A 16,309-nucleotide genomic window follows, 5' to 3' on the forward strand; every position below is an offset into this window, starting at 1 on the left:
CTGCAAAATCATGAGCCGAAGGCCTATGGTCAGCCCACTAGCAATTAGGAAACTTTCCTATTAGATTTGCGCAAAGCCGCTGTGGGAGCGCTTTCCCCAGGGGTCCGGTACAACGTGGTGTCTGCGCGTCTTCGGCGGGAAAGCCGACCGGCCGTCAGGCGAGGAGGGGTGAATGAAGCGCGGCCCAGAGCTGCTCCGCCTGGCGGAGACGGTGGTCTTTCCCGGCTTCGAGGGCAAGTCCCCGCCCGACTGGCTCCGACGCCGGCTCGGCGAGGGGCTGGCCGGAGCGGTGCTGTTCTCCAGGAACATCGCCACCCCCTCCCAGGTGGCCGACCTCACGGCCGCGCTCCGGGAGGAGAACCCCCAGGTCCTGGTCGGCATCGACGAGGAGTCTGGCGAGGTCACCCGCCTGGAGGCCGCGGGCGGGAGCACCAGGCCCGGCAACTTCGCCCTCGGCGTGGTCGACGACACCGGCCTCACCGAGGAACTCGCCGCCGACCTCGGCCGTGACCTGGCCCGGGCGGGCGTCAACCTCAACTTCGCCCCCTCGGCCGACGTGAACTCCAACCCCGACAACCCGGTGATCGGCCTGCGCTCCTTCGGCGCGGATCCCGACCTCGTCGCCCGGCACACCACCGCCTGGATCCGGGGCATGCAGTCGGCGGGAGTGGCCGCCTGCGCCAAGCACTTCCCCGGCCACGGCGACACCTCGGTCGACTCCCACCACGGCGTGCCTCTCGTCGCCGCGCCCCCCGGCGAGCTGCGCGACGTGGCGCTGCGGCCCTTTCGCGCGGCCGTCGAGCAGGGGGTGCGCACGGTCATGACCGGGCACCTGCTCGTCTCCGCCCTGGACCCCGCGATGCCCGCCACCCTCAGCCGCCCGGTCCTGCACGACCTGCTCAGGGTCGAGCTGGGATTCGAGGGCGTCATCGTCACCGACGGCATCGAGATGGCCGCCGTCTCCGGCCCGTACGGCATCGGCGGGGCCTCGGTCCTCGCCGTCGCCGCGGGCGCCGACGCGATCTGCGTGGGCGGCGAGCACGCGGGGGAGGAGACCGCGATCGGGATCCGCGACGCGATCGTGGACGCCGTGATCGAGGGAAGGCTCTCCGAGGAACGGCTCGCCGACGCCTCCCGGCGCGTCTGCGAGCTCGCCCTCTGGACCACGACCACCCGCCGGAGCGCGCTCTCGGACCCCGGCGCCTCGGGCCGTCCCGGCACCCCGTCGATCGGCCTGGCCGCCGCCCGGCGGGCGCTGCGGATCACCCGCCGCTCCGCGGCCGCGGTGTTCCCGCTGGCCGCCCCGCCGCACGTCGTCGAGCTCGCCCCCGAGATGAACCTCGCCATCGAGAAGGACACCCCGTGGGGCGTCGGCGAGCCGCTCGGCAAGCTCCTCCCCGGCACCACGGTCACCCGGCTGGCCGCCTCCACGGCCACCGGAGGCGCCATCGAGGCCGTGCTCGCCGCGGCGGCCGAGCGTCCCCTGGTCATCGTCGTCCGCGACGCGCACCGCCACCCCTGGCAGGCCGACGCGCTCCGGCACCTGCTGGCCGCCCGCGCCGACGCCGTCGTGGTCGAGATGGGACTGCCCGGCCGTTCCGACCTCGGCGCCGTCCACGTCGCCACCCACGGGGCCTCCCGCGTCTGCGGCCAGGCCGCCGCCGAGCTCCTCGCCGGAGACACGGGCGCCGCCTGACCGGGAGGGCCCCGCCCGGAGTACGGCGGCCGGGATTCTGTCGGGGCGAGCTGCTTGAATCGCGGGATGAATGCGGCACAGTTGCTGGCGGACCAGCGGGAGATCCACGGGGTCGATCTGGCCGGGCTCTCGCTCGGCGATCATCTGACCGGTGACGGGCCCTACGTGTTCAGGGAGTGCGATCTCACCGGCGCGGACCTCGCCGGGGCGTCGCTGGTGGAGGCCTCGTTCGAGAAGTGCGTGCTGGAGGGGGCCGACTTCCGCCGCGCGGACCTGGACGGGGCGCGTTTCACCGGCGGCGGGGGAGCGGGGCTCAGGTTCGCGAACGCCGAGCTCGTCGACGCGACCTTCACCGACGTCGACCTGTCGGGCGCGCGCTTCGAGCTGGCCCTGCTCACCGACGTCACCTTCACCGGCTGCCGCATGATCGGCGCGGTGCTTTCCGCCTGCCGGGGCACCGGCTACCGGTTCGACGGGTCCAACCTGGCGCTGGCCGACCTCACCGGCTGCTCGTTCCGAGACCTCCATCTGCGGGGCGTCCGCTTCGACGACGCCAACCTGTCGGGCTGCGACTTCACCAAGACCGTGTTCGAGGACTGCCGCATGATCGGCGCCCGGATCGTCGAGACGGTCTTCACCAAGGCGGACCTGCGCGGCGCCGACCTGGGCGAGGTCGACGACACCCGGCTCCGGTCGCTGCGCGGAGCGGTCGTCAGCCCTGCCCAGGCCGCCCTGATCCTCGCCGCCCGCGGCCTCACCGTGAACTGACGGCTCGGGGCCCCTGCGGCTTCGCCGTATCGGTTAAAGATCGCATCTAGACATGAAAGGTGAACAGCCGGGAAACTCTGCATGATCGCGGCGAAAGGGGCCTGGCATGGGCGGGATCTGTGACGGGCGTGTGGTGATCGTGACCGGCGCCGGGCGCGGCATCGGCAGGGAGCACGCCCTGGAGTTCGCCAGGCAGGGAGCCAGGGTCGTGGTCAACGACCTCGGCACCGGCCGCGAGGGCGACGGGCGTTCCGCGGGCCCGGCCCTGGAGGTGGTCGAGGAGATCCGCGACCTGGGCGGCCGGGCCGTGGCCAACAGCGACGACGTCACCGAGTGGGGTGGCGCGGCCCGCCTGGTCAAGACGGCGCTGAGCGCCTTCGGGCGGCTGGACGTCCTGGTCAACAACGCCGGGTTCGTCCGTGACCGGATGCTGGTCTCGATGACCGAGCAGGACTGGGACGACGTGATCCGGGTCCACCTCAAGGGCCATTTCCTGCCGCTGCGGCACGCGGGCGCCCACTGGCGGGAGCGCTCGGAGGCGGGCGACCCCGTGGACGCCCGGGTGATCAACACCTCCTCCGGGGCGGGGCTGTTCGGCGGCGCCGGCCAGGGCAACCACTCCGCGGCCACGGCGGGCGTCGTGGCACTCAGCCGGGTCGCCGCGGCGGAGCTCGGCCGCTACGGCGTCACGGTGAACGCGATCGTCCCGACCGCCCGCACCCGGATGACCGAAGGGGCCCTCACCACGACGACGGCCGGGCCGGTGGACGGCTTCGACGCCACGCACCCGGCCAACATCGCGCCGCTGGTGACCTGGCTCGGTTCGGCCGGATCCCGGCACGTCACCGGCAGGGTCTTCGAGGTCGAGGGCGGTGCCGTCTCCCTCGCCGACGGCTGGCGGCACGGCCCCCGTGCCGACCGGGGCGCCCGCTGGGACCCCGCCGACATCGGCGACGCCGTCGCCAAGCTCCTCCTCGACACCCCCGACCCGGAACCGGTTCGCGGGGCTTAGAACCTCTGACGCGCAGCCCGCCCGTCGTGGTCGCGTGCCTTGACAGGCAGCCATCTGGCTGCCTAAGTTAAAGGCAGCCAAAAGGCTGCATATCGACAGGCGGCAACCTGGGTACGAGGGCGGGCATGGACGAGGTGTTCAAGGCGCTGGCCGATCCGAGCCGGCGCGCGCTGCTCGACTCGCTCAACGCCCGCAACGGGCAGACGCTGCGAGAGCTGTGCGCCGGACTCGACATGGCCAGGCAGTCCGTCAGCAAACACCTCGCGGTGTTGGAGGAGGCAGGGCTCGTCGCCACCGTGCGGCGGGGCCGGGAGAAGCTGCACTACCTCAACGCCGCGCCCGTGCACGAGATCGCCCATCGGTGGATCAGCCGCTACGACCGCGCCAGGGTCCAGGCCCTGGCGGACCTGAAACTCGCCCTGGAGGAGACCCCGATGGACGCGCCGACCTTCGTCTACACCACCTACATCCGCACCACCCCGCAGAAGCTCTGGCAGGCGCTGACCGAGCCCGCCTTCACCCGCCGCTACTGGTCCACGGAGTTCACCACGGACTGGTCCGTCGGCTCGCCGATGACCTGGGACAACCACGGCGTGCTGATCAGCGACCCGGAGCAGGTCGTGCTGGAGGCCGAACCCTACAGCCGGCTCTCCTACACCTGGCACACCATCACCCCGGAGCTCGCCAAGCGCTTCGACTGGGACGAGGAACTGCTCGCCCGGCTGTCCGGCGAGGCCCGCTCGAAGGTCACCTTCACGATCGAGGAGGCCGCGCAGGTCGTGAAGCTCACCATCGTGCACGACGACTTCGAGCCCGGATCGAGCATGGCCGAGATGGTCAGCCACGGCTGGCCGAACGTGCTGGCGAGCCTGAAGTCGCTGCTGGAGACCGGCGAACCGCTGCCGGACGACGCGTGACCTCCCCGATCAGGGCTCCACGACGTCACGAGGTGCCGCCGGGGACCGCCCCGGCCGCCTGACCTGGAGCGAGGTGGCGCCGGGCGGTGGCATAGGCTTCCAGAGCCTGACGGAGACGCCGGAGACGCCGGAGACGCCGGAGACGCCGGAGACGACGGGGACACCGCCCGTGGTGTGCCCGGGTGGGCGGCCGCCGGGTCCCGTTCGCCGTCGCGGCGCCGGTGGCAAGGCCACGAGGGTGCCGGGGGAGGAGATGCCGATGTCCGATCCGGCGCCGTGGCCGTTCAGGCTTCCGGTCGTGCAGGCTCCCATGGCCGGTGGGGCGTCCACGCCCGAACTGGCCGCGGCCGTGTCCGAAGCCGGCGGCCTGGGCTTTCTCGCGGCCGGCTACAAGACGGCCGCGCAGATGCGCCAGGAGATCGAGCGGACGCGCGAGCTCACCTCCCGTCCGTTCGGGGTGAACGTGTTCATGCCCACGGCCGACGACGTCGATCAGGCCGAGATCGACGCCTACGCGCGGGTCATCGAGGGGGAGGCGCTGCGGCTGGGCGCCGACCTGGGGGTCCCGCGCGGAGGCGACGACGACTTCCCGGCCAAGGTCGCGGATCTGCTGGCGGACCCGCCCGCGGTGGTGAGTTTCACGTTCGGCTGCCCGGAGGACGAGCTGATCCGGGCGTTCCGCGACAGGGGGACCACGGTGATGGTCACGGTGACGTCGGCGGCCGAGGCGCGGCTGGCCTCGGCCGCCGACGTTTTGTGCGTCCAGGGCGAGGAGGCGGGCGGCCACCGTGGGTCGTTCACCAACGCGGACGCCGAGGCGATGAGCCTGGAGAGCCTGCTGTCCCGGGTACGGGAGGCGTCACGGCTTCCCCTCGTCGCGGCCGGTGGTGTCACCTCGGCCGCCGACGTCTCCCGGGTCCTGTCCGCGGGAGCGGTCGCGGCCGCGGCGGGCACCGCCTTCCTGCTCTGCCCCGAGAGCGGCGCAAGCGCGGTCCACCGTGCGGCGCTGACCGATCCCCGCTTCACCCGCACCGCCGTCACCAGGGCCTTCACCGGACGTCCGGCGCGCGGCCTGCTCAACCGGTTCATGACGGAGTACTCCGGCCGGGCACCTGCGGCCTATCCGCAGCTCCACCACCTGACGGCGCCGCTGCGGCGCGCCGCGGCGGCCCACGGGGACGCCGAGGCACTGCACCTGTGGGCCGGGACCTCCTGGAGCCGGGCACGGAACGCGCCGGCGGCGGACATCGCCGTGGACCTGTCCGCGATCTGAGAACGGCCTCCGATGTGACACGGCTCCGCGACGTTACCCGGGGGCGACCACGCGCGGGGAGGGGACGGGTGCCGGTCAGCGCGGGACGGTGTCGCGGTGGGCGGCTAGCCACGTGTCGAACGACTGCAGCCTCGGGTTGAGTTCGCGCAGCAGCTCGACGTCGATGAGCTCGGCGATGTCCGGGGCGGCCGCGATCAGGTACTGGAGCATGTTGCCGACCTCGCCCGCGCCCGGGAACCCCGCGGCCCGGATCATGTCGGGGCCGACCGCCTGGTAGGTGACGGGCTCGCCGAGCGCCAGGCTCAGCGCGGCGGCGTACTGCGCGCCGGTGAGCACGGACCCGGCGACGCTCACCCGCCTGCCGGCCATCCCGATCCCGTGGCGGAAGATCCCCAGCGCGGTCCTGCCGACGTCCTCCGCGGCCTGCGCGGCCACCCGTGCCTCGCCGAACCCGAGCGGCAGCACCAGCGCGCCCGTCTCGTCACGCCGGGGCGCGAACATGTCCCGGAACGCCTCGTAGTAGACGTTCGCCTGCAGGAAGGTGGTGGGCACGCCCGACTCCAGGAAGAACCGGTCGGCCTCGGCCTTGCCGTCGGCGTGCGGCACCTTGTACGAGCCCTCGAAGCTCGGCGTCCCGTCGCCCGGCCGGAAGTAGCCGCGGGTGTCGGACAGCGTGGACCAGACGAAATGCCGTACGCCGGCCTCCTGTCCCGCCCGCGCCGCGTTGCCGGCCTGCTCCTGCTCCTTGGTGGTCGCGGGCCGCGCCCGCTCCTCCTCGGGCGTGCGAGGCTCCCAGAAATTGGTCACCACGAAGGCGCCGTGGGCGCCGTCGAACGCCTTGCGCAGGCTGCTCGCGTCGTCGAGATCGGCCCCGACGACCTCGGCCCCGAGCGCGGCCAGCTCCCTGGCACGCGCCGAACCCGGGTCCCGGGTCAGGGCTCGCGCGGCGAACCGCCCACTGCGATCGTCGAGGATCGCGCGGACAAGCCCGCCCCCTTGCGCTCCGGTCGCACCCACCACGGCGATGATCTGCTGCTCGCTCATAGCGACAAAACCCTCACGTGTTCAGATTGATGTATCAACCTGGCCACCATACAGCGCCAGGTTGATACGTCAAGCAACGGGTAGAGTGGCGTCATGGGATGGGAACAGGAACTCGGCGAGGCCGACCGGATGTGGCGCACGTACATCGAAATGGCCAAGCACCTCGGCTCGCACCTGCAGCAGCACCTGCAGCGCGAGTGCAACCTGTCCGCGGCCGACTTCGAGGTCCTGGTCCGGCTCACGGAGTCGGAGCGGCGGGAGATGCCCGTCGCGGAGGTGGCCGCCGCGACCCAGTGGGAGAAGAGCCGCCTGTCCCACCAGCTCACCCGGATGGCGCAACGCGGGCTGGTCGAGCGAGTGGACTCCAACGACCGCCGCTACCCCGACGTGCGGCTCACCGACAAGGGCTACGCGGCGATCAACAAGGCCGTCCCCGAGCACACCGAGATGGTTCACGCCCTGTTCGTCGACGTGCTGGGGCCTGAGCGGCTGGCCGGCTTCGCGCAGGCCTGCGCCGACGTGCTCCGCGCACTCGACGAGCACCGGGAGCGGGACTGCTCATTGTGATCATGATCCCGCGCCGCGGAAAGCACCCCTAGGGTGTGGCGAAAAACGGAGATCATTCGCGCCCCGATCACCCCTGCTCCCCCGGGTGGCCGCGCTGGCCGCGACGAGCTGTCACAGATCGCGACGCCACCCGGTCTTTCTTGGCGAACCGAACGCCGCAAGAGCGACAGGAGCGTGAGCGTGCCCTCAACCAGGACCACCATCCGGACCCGGGTCAGGATGAGCTCACGGCCCGTCGACGAGCCGCATCGCGCGTCGAGCCAGCTCGAGCTCCTCTTCGATCTCACCTTCGTGGTCGCGGTCGCGGCCATCACGGCGCAGTTCGCGCACGCCATCGCTGAAGGTCATGGCCCGGCCGGGCTGGTCCCGTTCCTCCAGGTGTTCTTCGCGATCTGGTGGGCGTGGATGAACTTCACCTGGTTCGCCTCGTCCTACGACACCGACGACGTTCCCTACCGGCTGCTGACCATGGTGCAGATGGCGGGGGTGCTGGTCCTCGCCGCCGGCGTGCCCGCCGCGGTCGGCCACTCCGACTACGGGATCATCACCCTGGGCTACCTCATCATGAGGATCGGGCTTGTAGCCCAATGGCTGAGGGCCGCGTTCGAAGACCCGGCGAGCCGCCGTACGGGGCTCCGCTACGCCGCGGGCATAGGTCTGGTCGAGCTGGGCTGGTTGCTCCGGCTCGCTCTCGTGGAGGCGGGCCTCCTGCCGGCGTCACTCCAGCTGCCGTTCTTCGCCTGCCTGGTCGTCCTGGAGCTGGCGGTGCCGTGGTGGGCGGAGCGGGTCAGGGCAACCACCTGGCACCCGCACCACATCGCCGAGCGCTACGGCCTGTTCACGATCATCCTGCTGGGCGAGAGTGTCCTGGCCGCGAGCAGAGGGGTTGAAGGGGCGCTCGAAGCGGGTCCCCTCGTCGTCATCGCCGGATCCGGTCTCGTCCTGCTGTTCGCCCTGTGGTGGCTGTACTTCCTGGTCGAGGCAGGGAAGGGGCTCAGCGACCGGCGTCATCGGTCGTACTGGTGGGGGTACGGCCACTTCGGCGTCTTCGCCGCGCTGGCGACTCTTGGCGCCGGGCTCGAGGTGGCGGTGGAGCAGAGCGGGCGCCAGGTGGCGGCATCGCCGACGGCGATCGGCTACGCGGTCGCCATCCCGGTCGGTGTGTATCTCATCCTGCTCCGGGCGGTGCACGCGCTGGTCGACGCGGACTCCGTCATCCCCCGCACTGCCGTGGCGGGGTGCGTCGGCGCAGTCGTGTTGTCGCCGCTCGCGGCGCCGTGGATCGGGGTGGCCGCCGTGGTCGCGCTGATCGCGACCGCCTGCGTCGCGCTGGTCGCTGTCGCCATCTGGGCGGCACGTGGCTGAAGGAGCATCACGCACGCATCAGAGAACAGAATCGCCACGTCCGTCCTGGTCATCGGGACCGGAGGGGCCGGGCTGCGGGCGGCCGTCGAACTCGCCGAGCGCGGGGTGGATGTCCTCGCGGTCGGCAAACGGCCGAAGGCGGACGCACACACCTCGCTCGCGGCGGGCGGCATCAACGCGGCCCTCGCCACGATGGACGACCCCGAGGACACCTGGCAGTAGCCGGACTTGTCACAAGTGCCAGGGCTGTCCTGTCTTAGCTGGCGATCGGGCCACATCACTGAACGGGGGAAGTTGTCGTGACCGCGTTGGCGATGGTCGCCGAGTTCGACGATGTCGCGGGCCGGACCGCCGACGCCGTCGAGCTGCTCGGAGAGCGGCATGCCGTACCGGCTGCGCGCCAGGGCGAGCGCTTCGCCCGCCTGTTCACCACCGGCCAGATCGCCGTCCGGCTGATCCACGCGGTCAGCAGGCCGGCCGTACAACCCATGGAGGAGACATGAGCACCCCGAACGATGAGAACGAGTTCCTGTACGAGCTCCACGTCGAGATCGAGGAGGAACTGATCATCGCCGAGGCCAGCCACCCGGAGGAGGAGATGGGGCAGCCGGTCACCGAGTGGCTGTACGACCCGACGGACGTCGAGCGCGAGAAGATCGCTCTGCGGGTGCTGCGCGACGCGGTCGAGGTGCTGGAGGACGGCTCGCGGCCGGGTGACGACGTTGCCTGAGCCGCGGATCGACACGCTCGCCGGCCTTCGCGAGCACCTGCAGTGGGCGATCGAGCTGGAGCACGCGACGCTGCCGCCGTACCTGATGGCGCTGTACTCGCTGGATCCGGAGCGCAACCCGGCGGCCGTCGAGGTGGTGAGCAGCGTCTTCGTGGAGGAAATGCTGCACCTGGCGCTGGCGGCGAACCTGCTCAACGCCGTCGGCGGCGCCCCGCGGCTCGACACGCCCGAGATGCTGCCGCCTCACCCCCGCAAGCTGCCCCACGGCGACCTCGAGCTGTCGCTGGTGCCGTTCGGCCCGGAGGCGCTGGAGATGTTCCTGCGCCTGGAACAGCCCGCACCGCCCGGCGCACCGCCGGAGGACGACAACTACGAGACCATCGGGCAGTTCTACGCCGCGATCGAGCAGGGGTTGCGCTACTTGTGCGACACGCTTGGCGAGAAGGAGGTCTTCTCCGGCGACCCGGCCCGGCAGGTGAGCGGCGGCCACTTCCGCCATACCGGCGGCAGGCTGGTCGCCGTCACCGACCTCGCCTCCGCGCTGGACGCGCTTGAGGAGATCGTCGAGCAGGGGGAGGGCAACGCCCGCGGCGAGGTCTGGGACGGTGACCAGGACGAGGTCGCCCATTACTACCGCTTCATGGAGCTGAAGCTCGGCCGCCGTTACCGGCGCGGGGACACCCCTGAGTCCGGGCCCACCGGTGAGAAGCTCTCGGTGGATCTCACCGGGGTGTTCCTCCTGACGCCCAACCCTGCGGACCGCGCCGCGCAGGAGGAGTTCAACCACACCTACTGTGCGATCCTGCACCTGCTGGAGGTCGCCTTCAACGGCAGCCCGACGATGCTCGCCGTCGCTACCGGGGAGATGTACGCGCTCAAGGCCCAGGCGCAGGAGCTGATGCGGCTGGGCGGCCCCACCTTCGAGTACGTCCCGCCCGAGCTACGCCGCTGGAGCGCGGCCGACCACCAGCGGATCGTCGTGCTCCGCAACGGGCCGTACGTCGTGTACGGCCGCATCCCCCTGCGGCGCAAGCGGAAGATCGTCTCCGCCGAGCAGAAGAACGCGCTCACCTGGAAGACCGGCGAGCCGCTGGAGACCGAGGAGATCTATGCGCTGTGCCGCTGCGGCCATTCGGGTGCCAAGCCGTTCTGCGACGGTACCCACGCCGCGATCGGCTTCGATGGCACCGAGGCCGCGCCGATGCGGCCCTACCAGGAGATGCAGCACGTGCACGACGGCGTCGGCATCTCCGCGCAGCGGGTGGGCGATCTGTGCATCCACGCCGCCTTCTGCATCGGCCGCGCCAGGCCCATCGCCAAGATGCTCGACGACACCGCCGACAGCGACGTGCGCTCGAACATCATGGGCCGCATCGATCACTGCCCCTCCGGCTCCTACAGCTACGCCCTCGAACGCGGCGGAGAGACGATCGAAGCCGACCTCCCGCGCGCCATCTCGGTGCTGGAGGAGGAGGACGGCCTGGCGAGCGCGCTTTGGGTGACCGGCGGCATACCCATCACCCGGTCGGACGGCCGGCTCCTGGAGACCAGGAACCGGATGACGCTGTGCCGTTGCGGCCACTCCGGCAACAAACCGCTGTGCGACGGCACCCACCGCGAGATCGGCTTCCACGAATGAACGACCAGAAAGGCAATCCCATGAACCAACCCGTCGTCCTCCTCGTCCACGGCGCCTTCGCCGAGTCGGCCAGCTGGAACCGCGTCATCCAGCGCCTACGCAACAACCAGCTCACCACGGTCGCCGTGGCCAACCCGCTGCGCAGCGTGGAGGGCGACGCCACCTACCTGCGCGACGTGATCAATGGCATCGGCGGCCCTGTCGTCCTGGCCGGCCATTCCTATGGCGGCATGGTGATCAGCCAGGCGGCGGCGGGCAACCCGGCCGTGCGCGCCCTGGTCTACGTCGCAGCCTTCGCCCCCGAGCCCGGCGAGAGCGCGCTGCTGCTGTCGAGCAAGTTCGAGGGCAGCACGCTCGGCCAGGCGCTGCAGGCCTACCCGGTGGCCTCCGGCGGCAACGAGTTCCGCATCGACCCCGCGAAGTTCCACCGCCAGTTCTGCGCCGACCTCGACACCGAGGAGGCCACGCTGATGGCCGCGACCCAGCGGCCGGTGACCGAGCGCGCCCTGTCCGACGGGCTCGCCGTCGACGAGGCGCCCTGGCGCACCATCCCGTCCTGGTTCGTCCACGGCGACAAGGACCTCAACATTCCGGCCGCCGCACTGCGCTTCATGGCCGAGCGCGCGGACTCGCGCGGCACCCGCGAGGTCGCCGGCGCCTCCCACGCGCTCGCGGCCTCCCAGCCCGACGCCGTGACAGCGACTATCCTCGAGGCTGCCGGCCACGCGCGAGGCTGACGAACCCCTGCCCAGGCCAACGGGCGAATCGATGTGGGGCACATGAACGCGGAATCCCCGGAACAGGCGGACGCTCTCGGTCGAGCGGCGTCCGCCTTCATCGAGCTGCGCCCGCGGCTGTTCGGCATCGCGTACCGGATGCTCGGCAGCGCGGCCGAGGCCGAGGACATCGTCCAGGAGGTGTGGCTGCGCTGGCAGGACACCGACCGCGAGACCATCGAGAACCCGCCGGCCTTCCTGGCGCTGGTCACCACCCGGCTGGCCATCAATCTGGCCCAGTCGGCGCGCGTGCGGCGCGAATCCTACATCGGCCCCTGGCTGCCGGAACCCGTCGACACCAGCATTGACCCCACCGTCGGCGCGGAACGGGGCGAAGCGCTGGAGCTGGCCGTCCTGCTGCTGATGGAAAGGCTCAATCCCACCGAGCGCGCCGCGTACGTCCTGCGCGAGGCCTTCGACTACCCCTACCCGCAGATCGCGGAGATCCTCCGGCTCACCCCGGTCAACGTCAGGCAGATCGTGAGCCGCGCCCGCAGGCGCCTGACCGCTGTACGGCACGAGCCCATCGACAGGGTTGAGCACCGACGCCTGCTGGAGACCTTCCTCGACGCCGCCCAGACGGGAAACGTCGGCGCCCTGGAGAAGCTCTTCGCCATCGACGTCGTCAGCTCCTCCGACGGCGACGGCATCAGGGGATCGGCGAAGTTCCCCGTGCTGGGCAGCGAGCGGGTGGCCGGGTTCGTGGCCGCGTTCTCGCCGTGGTTCTGGCCGGGTGCCGCCATCACGTGGGTCGAGATGAACGGCCTGCCAGGTGTGCTCGTCAACCGGGACGGCAGCGGCGTCGCCCTGCTCGCCATCGAGGCCTCCAGGGAGGGAATCCACCACCTGCTGTGGATACTCAACCCGATCAAGATTGAGGCCTTCGAGCGGTCTCGTAGCCGCTTTGTCACAACGTAACGGGCTGTCCGGTCTTACTTGCCAACCCCGAAAGAGGCGGCAGACCATGACCGAGGCGGGCGCCGAGTCGCTGGCGGAGATGCTCGACGAACGGCAGCACCTGCTCGAGATCGCCCTGTGGATGTTCGGCTCGGACACCACGGCCGACCACATCGTCCAGGAGACCTATCGCCGCTGGTACGCCCTCGACCAGGAGGAACGCGCCGCCATCGCGGAGCCGCGCGCCTGGCTGACGCGGACAGCGGGAAGCATTTGCCTGGGGCTCCTCGCCGCCCCCGAAACCGACCCTAACCACATGCCCGGCGGCCCGGTGACCCCGTCCCAACCCGTGCCGGGTCCGGCCTCGTATCAGGTCGGGTATGGCCGGGCGATGCTCGCCAGGCACGACCGGGTGGCTCGCAGGTTCGCCGCAGCCTGCCAGGCGGGCGACACTGAGGAGCTGCGGGAGGTCCTGGCCGCCGACGCGATCGTCGTCAGCGATGGCGGCGGCAAGGTGCGCGTCGCGGTACGGCCGTCCTACGGCGTGGACGCGGTCGCACAGGTTGTCACGGCGCTGCTGATCGACCAGCCCGGAACCGATCTGGCGATCGGATCGGTGAACGGCAGGGCAGGGCTCGTGCTGCGGCGGGCGGGCAAGGTCGTGGCGGTGGTCAGCGTGAGCGTGGCCGGAGCCGAGGTCACGGCGGTGTGGATCGTCCTCAACCCCGACAAACTCCAGCGTTGGCACTGAAGAGCATGCCGGTGAACGACCAGATCCTTTCCACGGATCACGACTACATCGGGGCGGAGTCCAAGCCGCTCTGCTCCACGCGCGTCGCCGTGACCGGCGGCAGCTCCTCCCACGGGCGGGCCAGCGGCCAGGCCAGGTCCGCCGACGGCACCCTCTCCCTGGAGCTGCGGATGCCCGACGAGCTCGGCGGCGACAACCTGGGGCCGAACCCCGAGCAGCTCTTCGCCGCCGGATACGCCGCCTGCTTCCACGGCGTGCTCAGCCTGCCGGCCGGGCGGCACCTGCTCGACCCGGCCACGATTTCGGTGGAGGCCACCGTGGCCTTCGGCAGGGATCCCGCCGACGGCGGGTACCGGCTGCGCGCCGACCGCGGGCTGGGACAGCCTGACCGCCTCCGAGCCGCAGATCGTCAGGCTCGTCGCCGGCGGCGCCACCAACAAGCAGGTCGCCCTCGAACACGAGGCCGCCTGTCACAACTTAAGGGGCTGCCTTGTCTTAGCTGACGACCGGGGCGCACACGAGCGTCCCGGAAGACAGAGGGGGCTGGTAATGAAGATCGTGGTCATAGGCGGCACGGGGCTCATCGGGTCGAAGCTGGTGAAGAAGCTCGGCGAGCACGGCCACGAGGCCGTGGCCGCCTCGCCGAACACCGGCGTCAACACGCTGACCGGCGAGGGCCTGGCCGAGGTGCTGAAGGGCGCTCAGGTGGTGATCGACGTGTCGAACTCGCCCTCGTTCGAGCGCGAGGCCGTCATGAAGTTCTTCCAGACCTCCACGGGCAACCTGCTGGCGGCGGAGGCGGCGGCGGGCGTGGGCCACCACGTCGCGGTGTCGATCGTGGGCACCGAGCGGATGCCGGAGAACGGCTACTTCGCAGCGAAGATCACCCAGGAGAAGCTGATCGAGAAGTCGGGCATCCCGTTCTCGCTGGTGCACTCCACCCAGTTCTTCGAGTTCGACCGCGGCATCGCCGACGAGGCCACAACCGACGGCAAGGTGCACATCGCGCCGGTGCTGTTCCAGCCGATCGCGGGCGACGACGTGGCCCAGGCGGTCGGCAGGACCGCGGTGGGGACGCCGCTGAACGGCCGGATCGAGATTGCCGGACCGACCCAGTACAAGATGGACGAGTTCTTCCGCAAGGCGCTGGCCGCCTGGGGCGACACCCGCGAGGTCGTCACCGACCCGCAGGCGCGCTACTTCGGCAGCGCGCTCGGCGAGCGGTCGCTGGTGCCCGATGACGGCGCGCAGCTCGGCACCATCACCTACAAAGACTGGCTCGACCAGTCCACCGCGAAGTAGGGCCGGGCGATGGACAAGCCTCGATCGACCGCGTGGCAGACGGCGCTGACCGTGCTGCAGGAGGCGCAGCCGCCGTTCATCCCCGAGGGCGCGCAAGCGATGACGGTGGTGATCGAGTACCCGCCCGGAGACCCGGGCGCGCCTCCGCACCGCCACTCCGGTCCCGCCTTCGGCGTCGTGCTCGAGGGCGAGATGCTGATGGAGATGGAAGGGGAGCCCGAGCGGGTGATCCGGGCCGGCGAGGCGTTCTGGGAGCCGGGTGGCGACGTCATCCACTACCAGGACGGCAACAACCGCGACGACGTCCCCCTACGGTTCACGGTCACCATGCTGTGCGAGCCGGGCAAGCCCATGTTCACGCTGGTGGAAGAGACCGAGCTGGCCCAGCGCAAGGACCGCCGCGCGCCGCGCCCGTCCTGAACCCGCGAAGTACCGACAGCGTGACGGCACCGGCTGCCGTCATCGCTGCCTGATCCCAGGATCGAACCGGGCCGCCGGCCCACCGGCCGGCGGTCCGGTCCGCCATGCCAACAACCTGAGGTATGACACGAATGAACCACGAACGACCGGTTCGGATCGACACGCTCGCCGGCCTCCGCGAGCACCTGCAGTGGGCGATCGAGCTGGAGCACGCGACGCTGCCGCCGTACCTGACGGCGCTGTACTCGCTGGATCCAGAGCGTAACCCGGCGGCGGTGGAGGTGGTGAGCGGCGTCTTCGTGGAGGAGATGCTGCATCTGGCGCTGGCGGCGAACCTGCTCAACGCCGTCGGCGGCACGCCACGCCTGGACATGCCGCAGATGCTGCCGCCGCACCCGCGCAAGCTGCCGCACAGCGATCTGGAGGTGTCGCTGGTGCCGTTCGGGTCGGAGGCGCTGGAGATGTTCCTGCGCCTGGAGCAGCCGGCGGCGCCGAGCGCGCCGCCGGAGGACGACGGTTACGAGACGATCGGGCAGTTCTACGCGGCGATCGAGCAGGGGTTGCGCTACCTGTGCGACACGCTCGGCGAGAAGGAGGTCTTCTGCGGCGACCCGGCCCGGCAGGTGAGCGGCGCCCACTTCCGTCACACTGCCGGATCGCTGTTCGCCGTCGAGGACCTGGAGTCCGCGCTCGGCGCGCTCAAGGAGATCGTCGAGCAGGGGGAAGGCAACGCCCGCGGCGAGGTCTGGGACGGTGACCAGGACGTCTTCCACCCCGAGCGGGACGAGGTCGCCCACTACTACCGCTTCCAGGAGCTCAAGCTCGGCCGCCGCTACCAGCGGGGTGACACCCCGAAATCCGGGCCCACGGGGGAGGAGCTCGTGCTCGACCGGGCCGGTGTGCTCCCGATGACGCCCAACCCGCGGCCCGCCGAGCCGGGCACTGCCGTACGGGCTGCGCAGGATCTGTTCGACACCACCTACAGCACCCTGCTGAACCTGCTGGAGCAGGCATTCAACGGTGACCCGGGGCGGCTCGCGGACGCCACCCGCACCATGTTCACGCTCAGGGCCCACGCGCAGGCCCTGATGGCGCTGCCCGGCGGCGCCGGTCCCACTTTCGCCTACGTGCCGCGCGAAGCACGTAGCTGAT

At 71.0% G+C, this 16,309-nt stretch carries 19 protein-coding genes; 18 read left to right on the forward strand and 1 reads right to left on the reverse strand.

Features of this window, described 5'->3' with window-relative positions; genetic code table 11:
- The first annotated feature begins 172 nt into the window (after positions 1 to 172).
- The 5 genes from ACTOQ2_RS10325 to ACTOQ2_RS10345 all read left to right on the forward strand — a co-directional run bounded on the left by ACTOQ2_RS10325 (position 173) and on the right by ACTOQ2_RS10345 (position 5,666).
- Positions 173 to 1,696 carry a glycoside hydrolase family 3 protein gene (locus tag ACTOQ2_RS10325; RefSeq protein ID WP_440099425.1) on the forward strand — a complete coding sequence of 508 codons (1,524 nt, stop codon included), beginning with the start codon at positions 173 to 175 and terminating at the stop codon, positions 1,694 to 1,696.
- Between the two features lie 66 nt (positions 1,697 to 1,762).
- On the forward strand, positions 1,763 to 2,464 hold the full coding sequence (locus ACTOQ2_RS10330) for a pentapeptide repeat-containing protein (RefSeq protein ID WP_440099427.1): 702 nt from the start codon (positions 1,763 to 1,765) through the stop codon (positions 2,462 to 2,464).
- Positions 2,465 to 2,570: 106 nt separating this feature from the next.
- Complete coding sequence (locus ACTOQ2_RS10335; protein ID WP_440099428.1) at positions 2,571 to 3,476, forward strand: SDR family oxidoreductase; 906 nt, start codon at positions 2,571 to 2,573, stop codon at positions 3,474 to 3,476.
- 125 nt (positions 3,477 to 3,601) lie between these two features.
- Positions 3,602 to 4,393, forward strand: coding sequence for an ArsR/SmtB family transcription factor (locus ACTOQ2_RS10340; protein ID WP_440099429.1), 792 nt, complete (start codon positions 3,602 to 3,604; stop codon positions 4,391 to 4,393).
- A 259-nt stretch (positions 4,394 to 4,652) separates the two neighbouring features.
- Complete coding sequence (locus ACTOQ2_RS10345) at positions 4,653 to 5,666, forward strand: nitronate monooxygenase (protein WP_440099430.1); 1,014 nt, start codon at positions 4,653 to 4,655, stop codon at positions 5,664 to 5,666.
- A gap of 75 nt (positions 5,667 to 5,741) precedes the next feature.
- Here the strand turns inward: ACTOQ2_RS10345 and ACTOQ2_RS10350 are convergent, their stop codons facing one another.
- Positions 5,742 to 6,710, reverse strand: coding sequence for an NmrA/HSCARG family protein (locus ACTOQ2_RS10350; protein WP_440099431.1), 969 nt, complete (start codon positions 6,708 to 6,710; stop codon positions 5,742 to 5,744).
- A 93-nt stretch (positions 6,711 to 6,803) separates the two neighbouring features.
- Here ACTOQ2_RS10350 and ACTOQ2_RS10355 point away from each other — a divergent pair, with 93 nt between their 5' ends.
- The 13 genes from ACTOQ2_RS10355 (at position 6,804) to ACTOQ2_RS10415 (ending at position 16,308) form a co-directional block, all read left to right on the forward strand.
- Entirely contained in the window at positions 6,804 to 7,277 is a 474-nt protein-coding gene (locus ACTOQ2_RS10355; RefSeq protein ID WP_440082965.1) for a MarR family winged helix-turn-helix transcriptional regulator, read from the forward strand.
- Positions 7,278 to 7,457: 180 nt separating this feature from the next.
- Positions 7,458 to 8,642 carry a low temperature requirement protein A gene (locus ACTOQ2_RS10360; RefSeq protein WP_440099432.1) on the forward strand — a complete coding sequence of 395 codons (1,185 nt, stop codon included), beginning with the start codon at positions 7,458 to 7,460 and terminating at the stop codon, positions 8,640 to 8,642.
- 45 nt (positions 8,643 to 8,687) lie between these two features.
- On the forward strand, positions 8,688 to 8,864 hold the full coding sequence (locus ACTOQ2_RS10365) for an FAD-binding protein (protein WP_440099673.1): 177 nt from the start codon (positions 8,688 to 8,690) through the stop codon (positions 8,862 to 8,864).
- A gap of 77 nt (positions 8,865 to 8,941) precedes the next feature.
- A complete protein-coding gene (locus ACTOQ2_RS10370; protein ID WP_440099433.1) occupies positions 8,942 to 9,145 on the forward strand; it encodes a hypothetical protein in 204 nt (67 codons plus the stop codon).
- Positions 9,142 to 9,372 carry a hypothetical protein gene (locus ACTOQ2_RS10375; RefSeq protein ID WP_440099434.1) on the forward strand — a complete coding sequence of 77 codons (231 nt, stop codon included), beginning with the start codon at positions 9,142 to 9,144 and terminating at the stop codon, positions 9,370 to 9,372. Before ACTOQ2_RS10370 ends, ACTOQ2_RS10375 begins: the two co-directional genes overlap by 4 nt.
- A complete protein-coding gene (locus tag ACTOQ2_RS10380; protein ID WP_440099435.1) occupies positions 9,356 to 11,011 on the forward strand; it encodes a ferritin-like domain-containing protein in 1,656 nt (551 codons plus the stop codon). The genes ACTOQ2_RS10375 and ACTOQ2_RS10380 overlap by 17 nt, the downstream gene beginning before the upstream one ends.
- Before the next feature lie 20 nt (positions 11,012 to 11,031).
- Complete coding sequence (locus ACTOQ2_RS10385; RefSeq protein ID WP_440099436.1) at positions 11,032 to 11,748, forward strand: alpha/beta fold hydrolase; 717 nt, start codon at positions 11,032 to 11,034, stop codon at positions 11,746 to 11,748.
- Between the two features lie 42 nt (positions 11,749 to 11,790).
- On the forward strand, positions 11,791 to 12,705 hold the full coding sequence (locus ACTOQ2_RS10390) for a sigma-70 family RNA polymerase sigma factor (protein ID WP_440099437.1): 915 nt from the start codon (positions 11,791 to 11,793) through the stop codon (positions 12,703 to 12,705).
- Positions 12,706 to 12,751: 46 nt separating this feature from the next.
- Positions 12,752 to 13,435, forward strand: coding sequence for a hypothetical protein (locus tag ACTOQ2_RS10395; RefSeq protein WP_440099438.1), 684 nt, complete (start codon positions 12,752 to 12,754; stop codon positions 13,433 to 13,435).
- Positions 13,426 to 13,938: an OsmC family protein gene (locus tag ACTOQ2_RS10400; protein WP_440099439.1), complete on the forward strand. Its 513-nt coding sequence runs from the start codon at positions 13,426 to 13,428 to the stop codon at positions 13,936 to 13,938. Before ACTOQ2_RS10395 ends, ACTOQ2_RS10400 begins: the two co-directional genes overlap by 10 nt.
- A 46-nt stretch (positions 13,939 to 13,984) precedes the next feature.
- Complete coding sequence (locus ACTOQ2_RS10405; RefSeq protein WP_440099440.1) at positions 13,985 to 14,737, forward strand: SDR family oxidoreductase; 753 nt, start codon at positions 13,985 to 13,987, stop codon at positions 14,735 to 14,737.
- Between the two features lie 9 nt (positions 14,738 to 14,746).
- Complete coding sequence (locus ACTOQ2_RS10410) at positions 14,747 to 15,157, forward strand: cupin domain-containing protein (RefSeq protein ID WP_440099441.1); 411 nt, start codon at positions 14,747 to 14,749, stop codon at positions 15,155 to 15,157.
- Between the two features lie 131 nt (positions 15,158 to 15,288).
- Complete coding sequence (locus ACTOQ2_RS10415; protein WP_440099442.1) at positions 15,289 to 16,308, forward strand: ferritin-like domain-containing protein; 1,020 nt, start codon at positions 15,289 to 15,291, stop codon at positions 16,306 to 16,308.
- The last annotated feature ends 1 nt before the right edge of the window (position 16,309 follow it).

The sequence above is a fragment of the Streptosporangium sp. H16 genome (assembly GCF_051918855.1).
GTDB lineage: Bacteria > Actinomycetota > Actinomycetes > Streptosporangiales > Streptosporangiaceae > Streptosporangium.

Excerpts from the sequence above, each read along its gene's own strand:
- ACTOQ2_RS10325 (WP_440099425.1), top strand. The coding sequence starts at position 173 with ATGAAGCGCGGCCCAGAGCTGCTCCGCCTGGCGGAGACGGTGGTCTTT.
- ACTOQ2_RS10330 (WP_440099427.1), top strand. The coding sequence starts at position 1,763 with ATGAATGCGGCACAGTTGCTGGCGGACCAGCGGGAGATCCACGGGGTC.
- ACTOQ2_RS10335 (WP_440099428.1), top strand. The coding sequence starts at position 2,571 with ATGGGCGGGATCTGTGACGGGCGTGTGGTGATCGTGACCGGCGCCGGG.
- ACTOQ2_RS10340 (WP_440099429.1), top strand. The coding sequence starts at position 3,602 with ATGGACGAGGTGTTCAAGGCGCTGGCCGATCCGAGCCGGCGCGCGCTG.
- ACTOQ2_RS10345 (WP_440099430.1), top strand. The coding sequence starts at position 4,653 with ATGTCCGATCCGGCGCCGTGGCCGTTCAGGCTTCCGGTCGTGCAGGCT.
- ACTOQ2_RS10350 (WP_440099431.1), bottom strand. The coding sequence starts at position 6,710 with ATGAGCGAGCAGCAGATCATCGCCGTGGTGGGTGCGACCGGAGCGCAA.
- ACTOQ2_RS10355 (WP_440082965.1), top strand. The coding sequence starts at position 6,804 with ATGGGATGGGAACAGGAACTCGGCGAGGCCGACCGGATGTGGCGCACG.
- ACTOQ2_RS10375 (WP_440099434.1), top strand. The coding sequence starts at position 9,142 with ATGAGCACCCCGAACGATGAGAACGAGTTCCTGTACGAGCTCCACGTC.
- ACTOQ2_RS10385 (WP_440099436.1), top strand. The coding sequence starts at position 11,032 with ATGAACCAACCCGTCGTCCTCCTCGTCCACGGCGCCTTCGCCGAGTCG.
- ACTOQ2_RS10390 (WP_440099437.1), top strand. The coding sequence starts at position 11,791 with ATGAACGCGGAATCCCCGGAACAGGCGGACGCTCTCGGTCGAGCGGCG.
- ACTOQ2_RS10395 (WP_440099438.1), top strand. The coding sequence starts at position 12,752 with ATGACCGAGGCGGGCGCCGAGTCGCTGGCGGAGATGCTCGACGAACGG.
- ACTOQ2_RS10405 (WP_440099440.1), top strand. The coding sequence starts at position 13,985 with ATGAAGATCGTGGTCATAGGCGGCACGGGGCTCATCGGGTCGAAGCTG.
- ACTOQ2_RS10410 (WP_440099441.1), top strand. The coding sequence starts at position 14,747 with ATGGACAAGCCTCGATCGACCGCGTGGCAGACGGCGCTGACCGTGCTG.
- ACTOQ2_RS10415 (WP_440099442.1), top strand. The coding sequence starts at position 15,289 with ATGAACCACGAACGACCGGTTCGGATCGACACGCTCGCCGGCCTCCGC.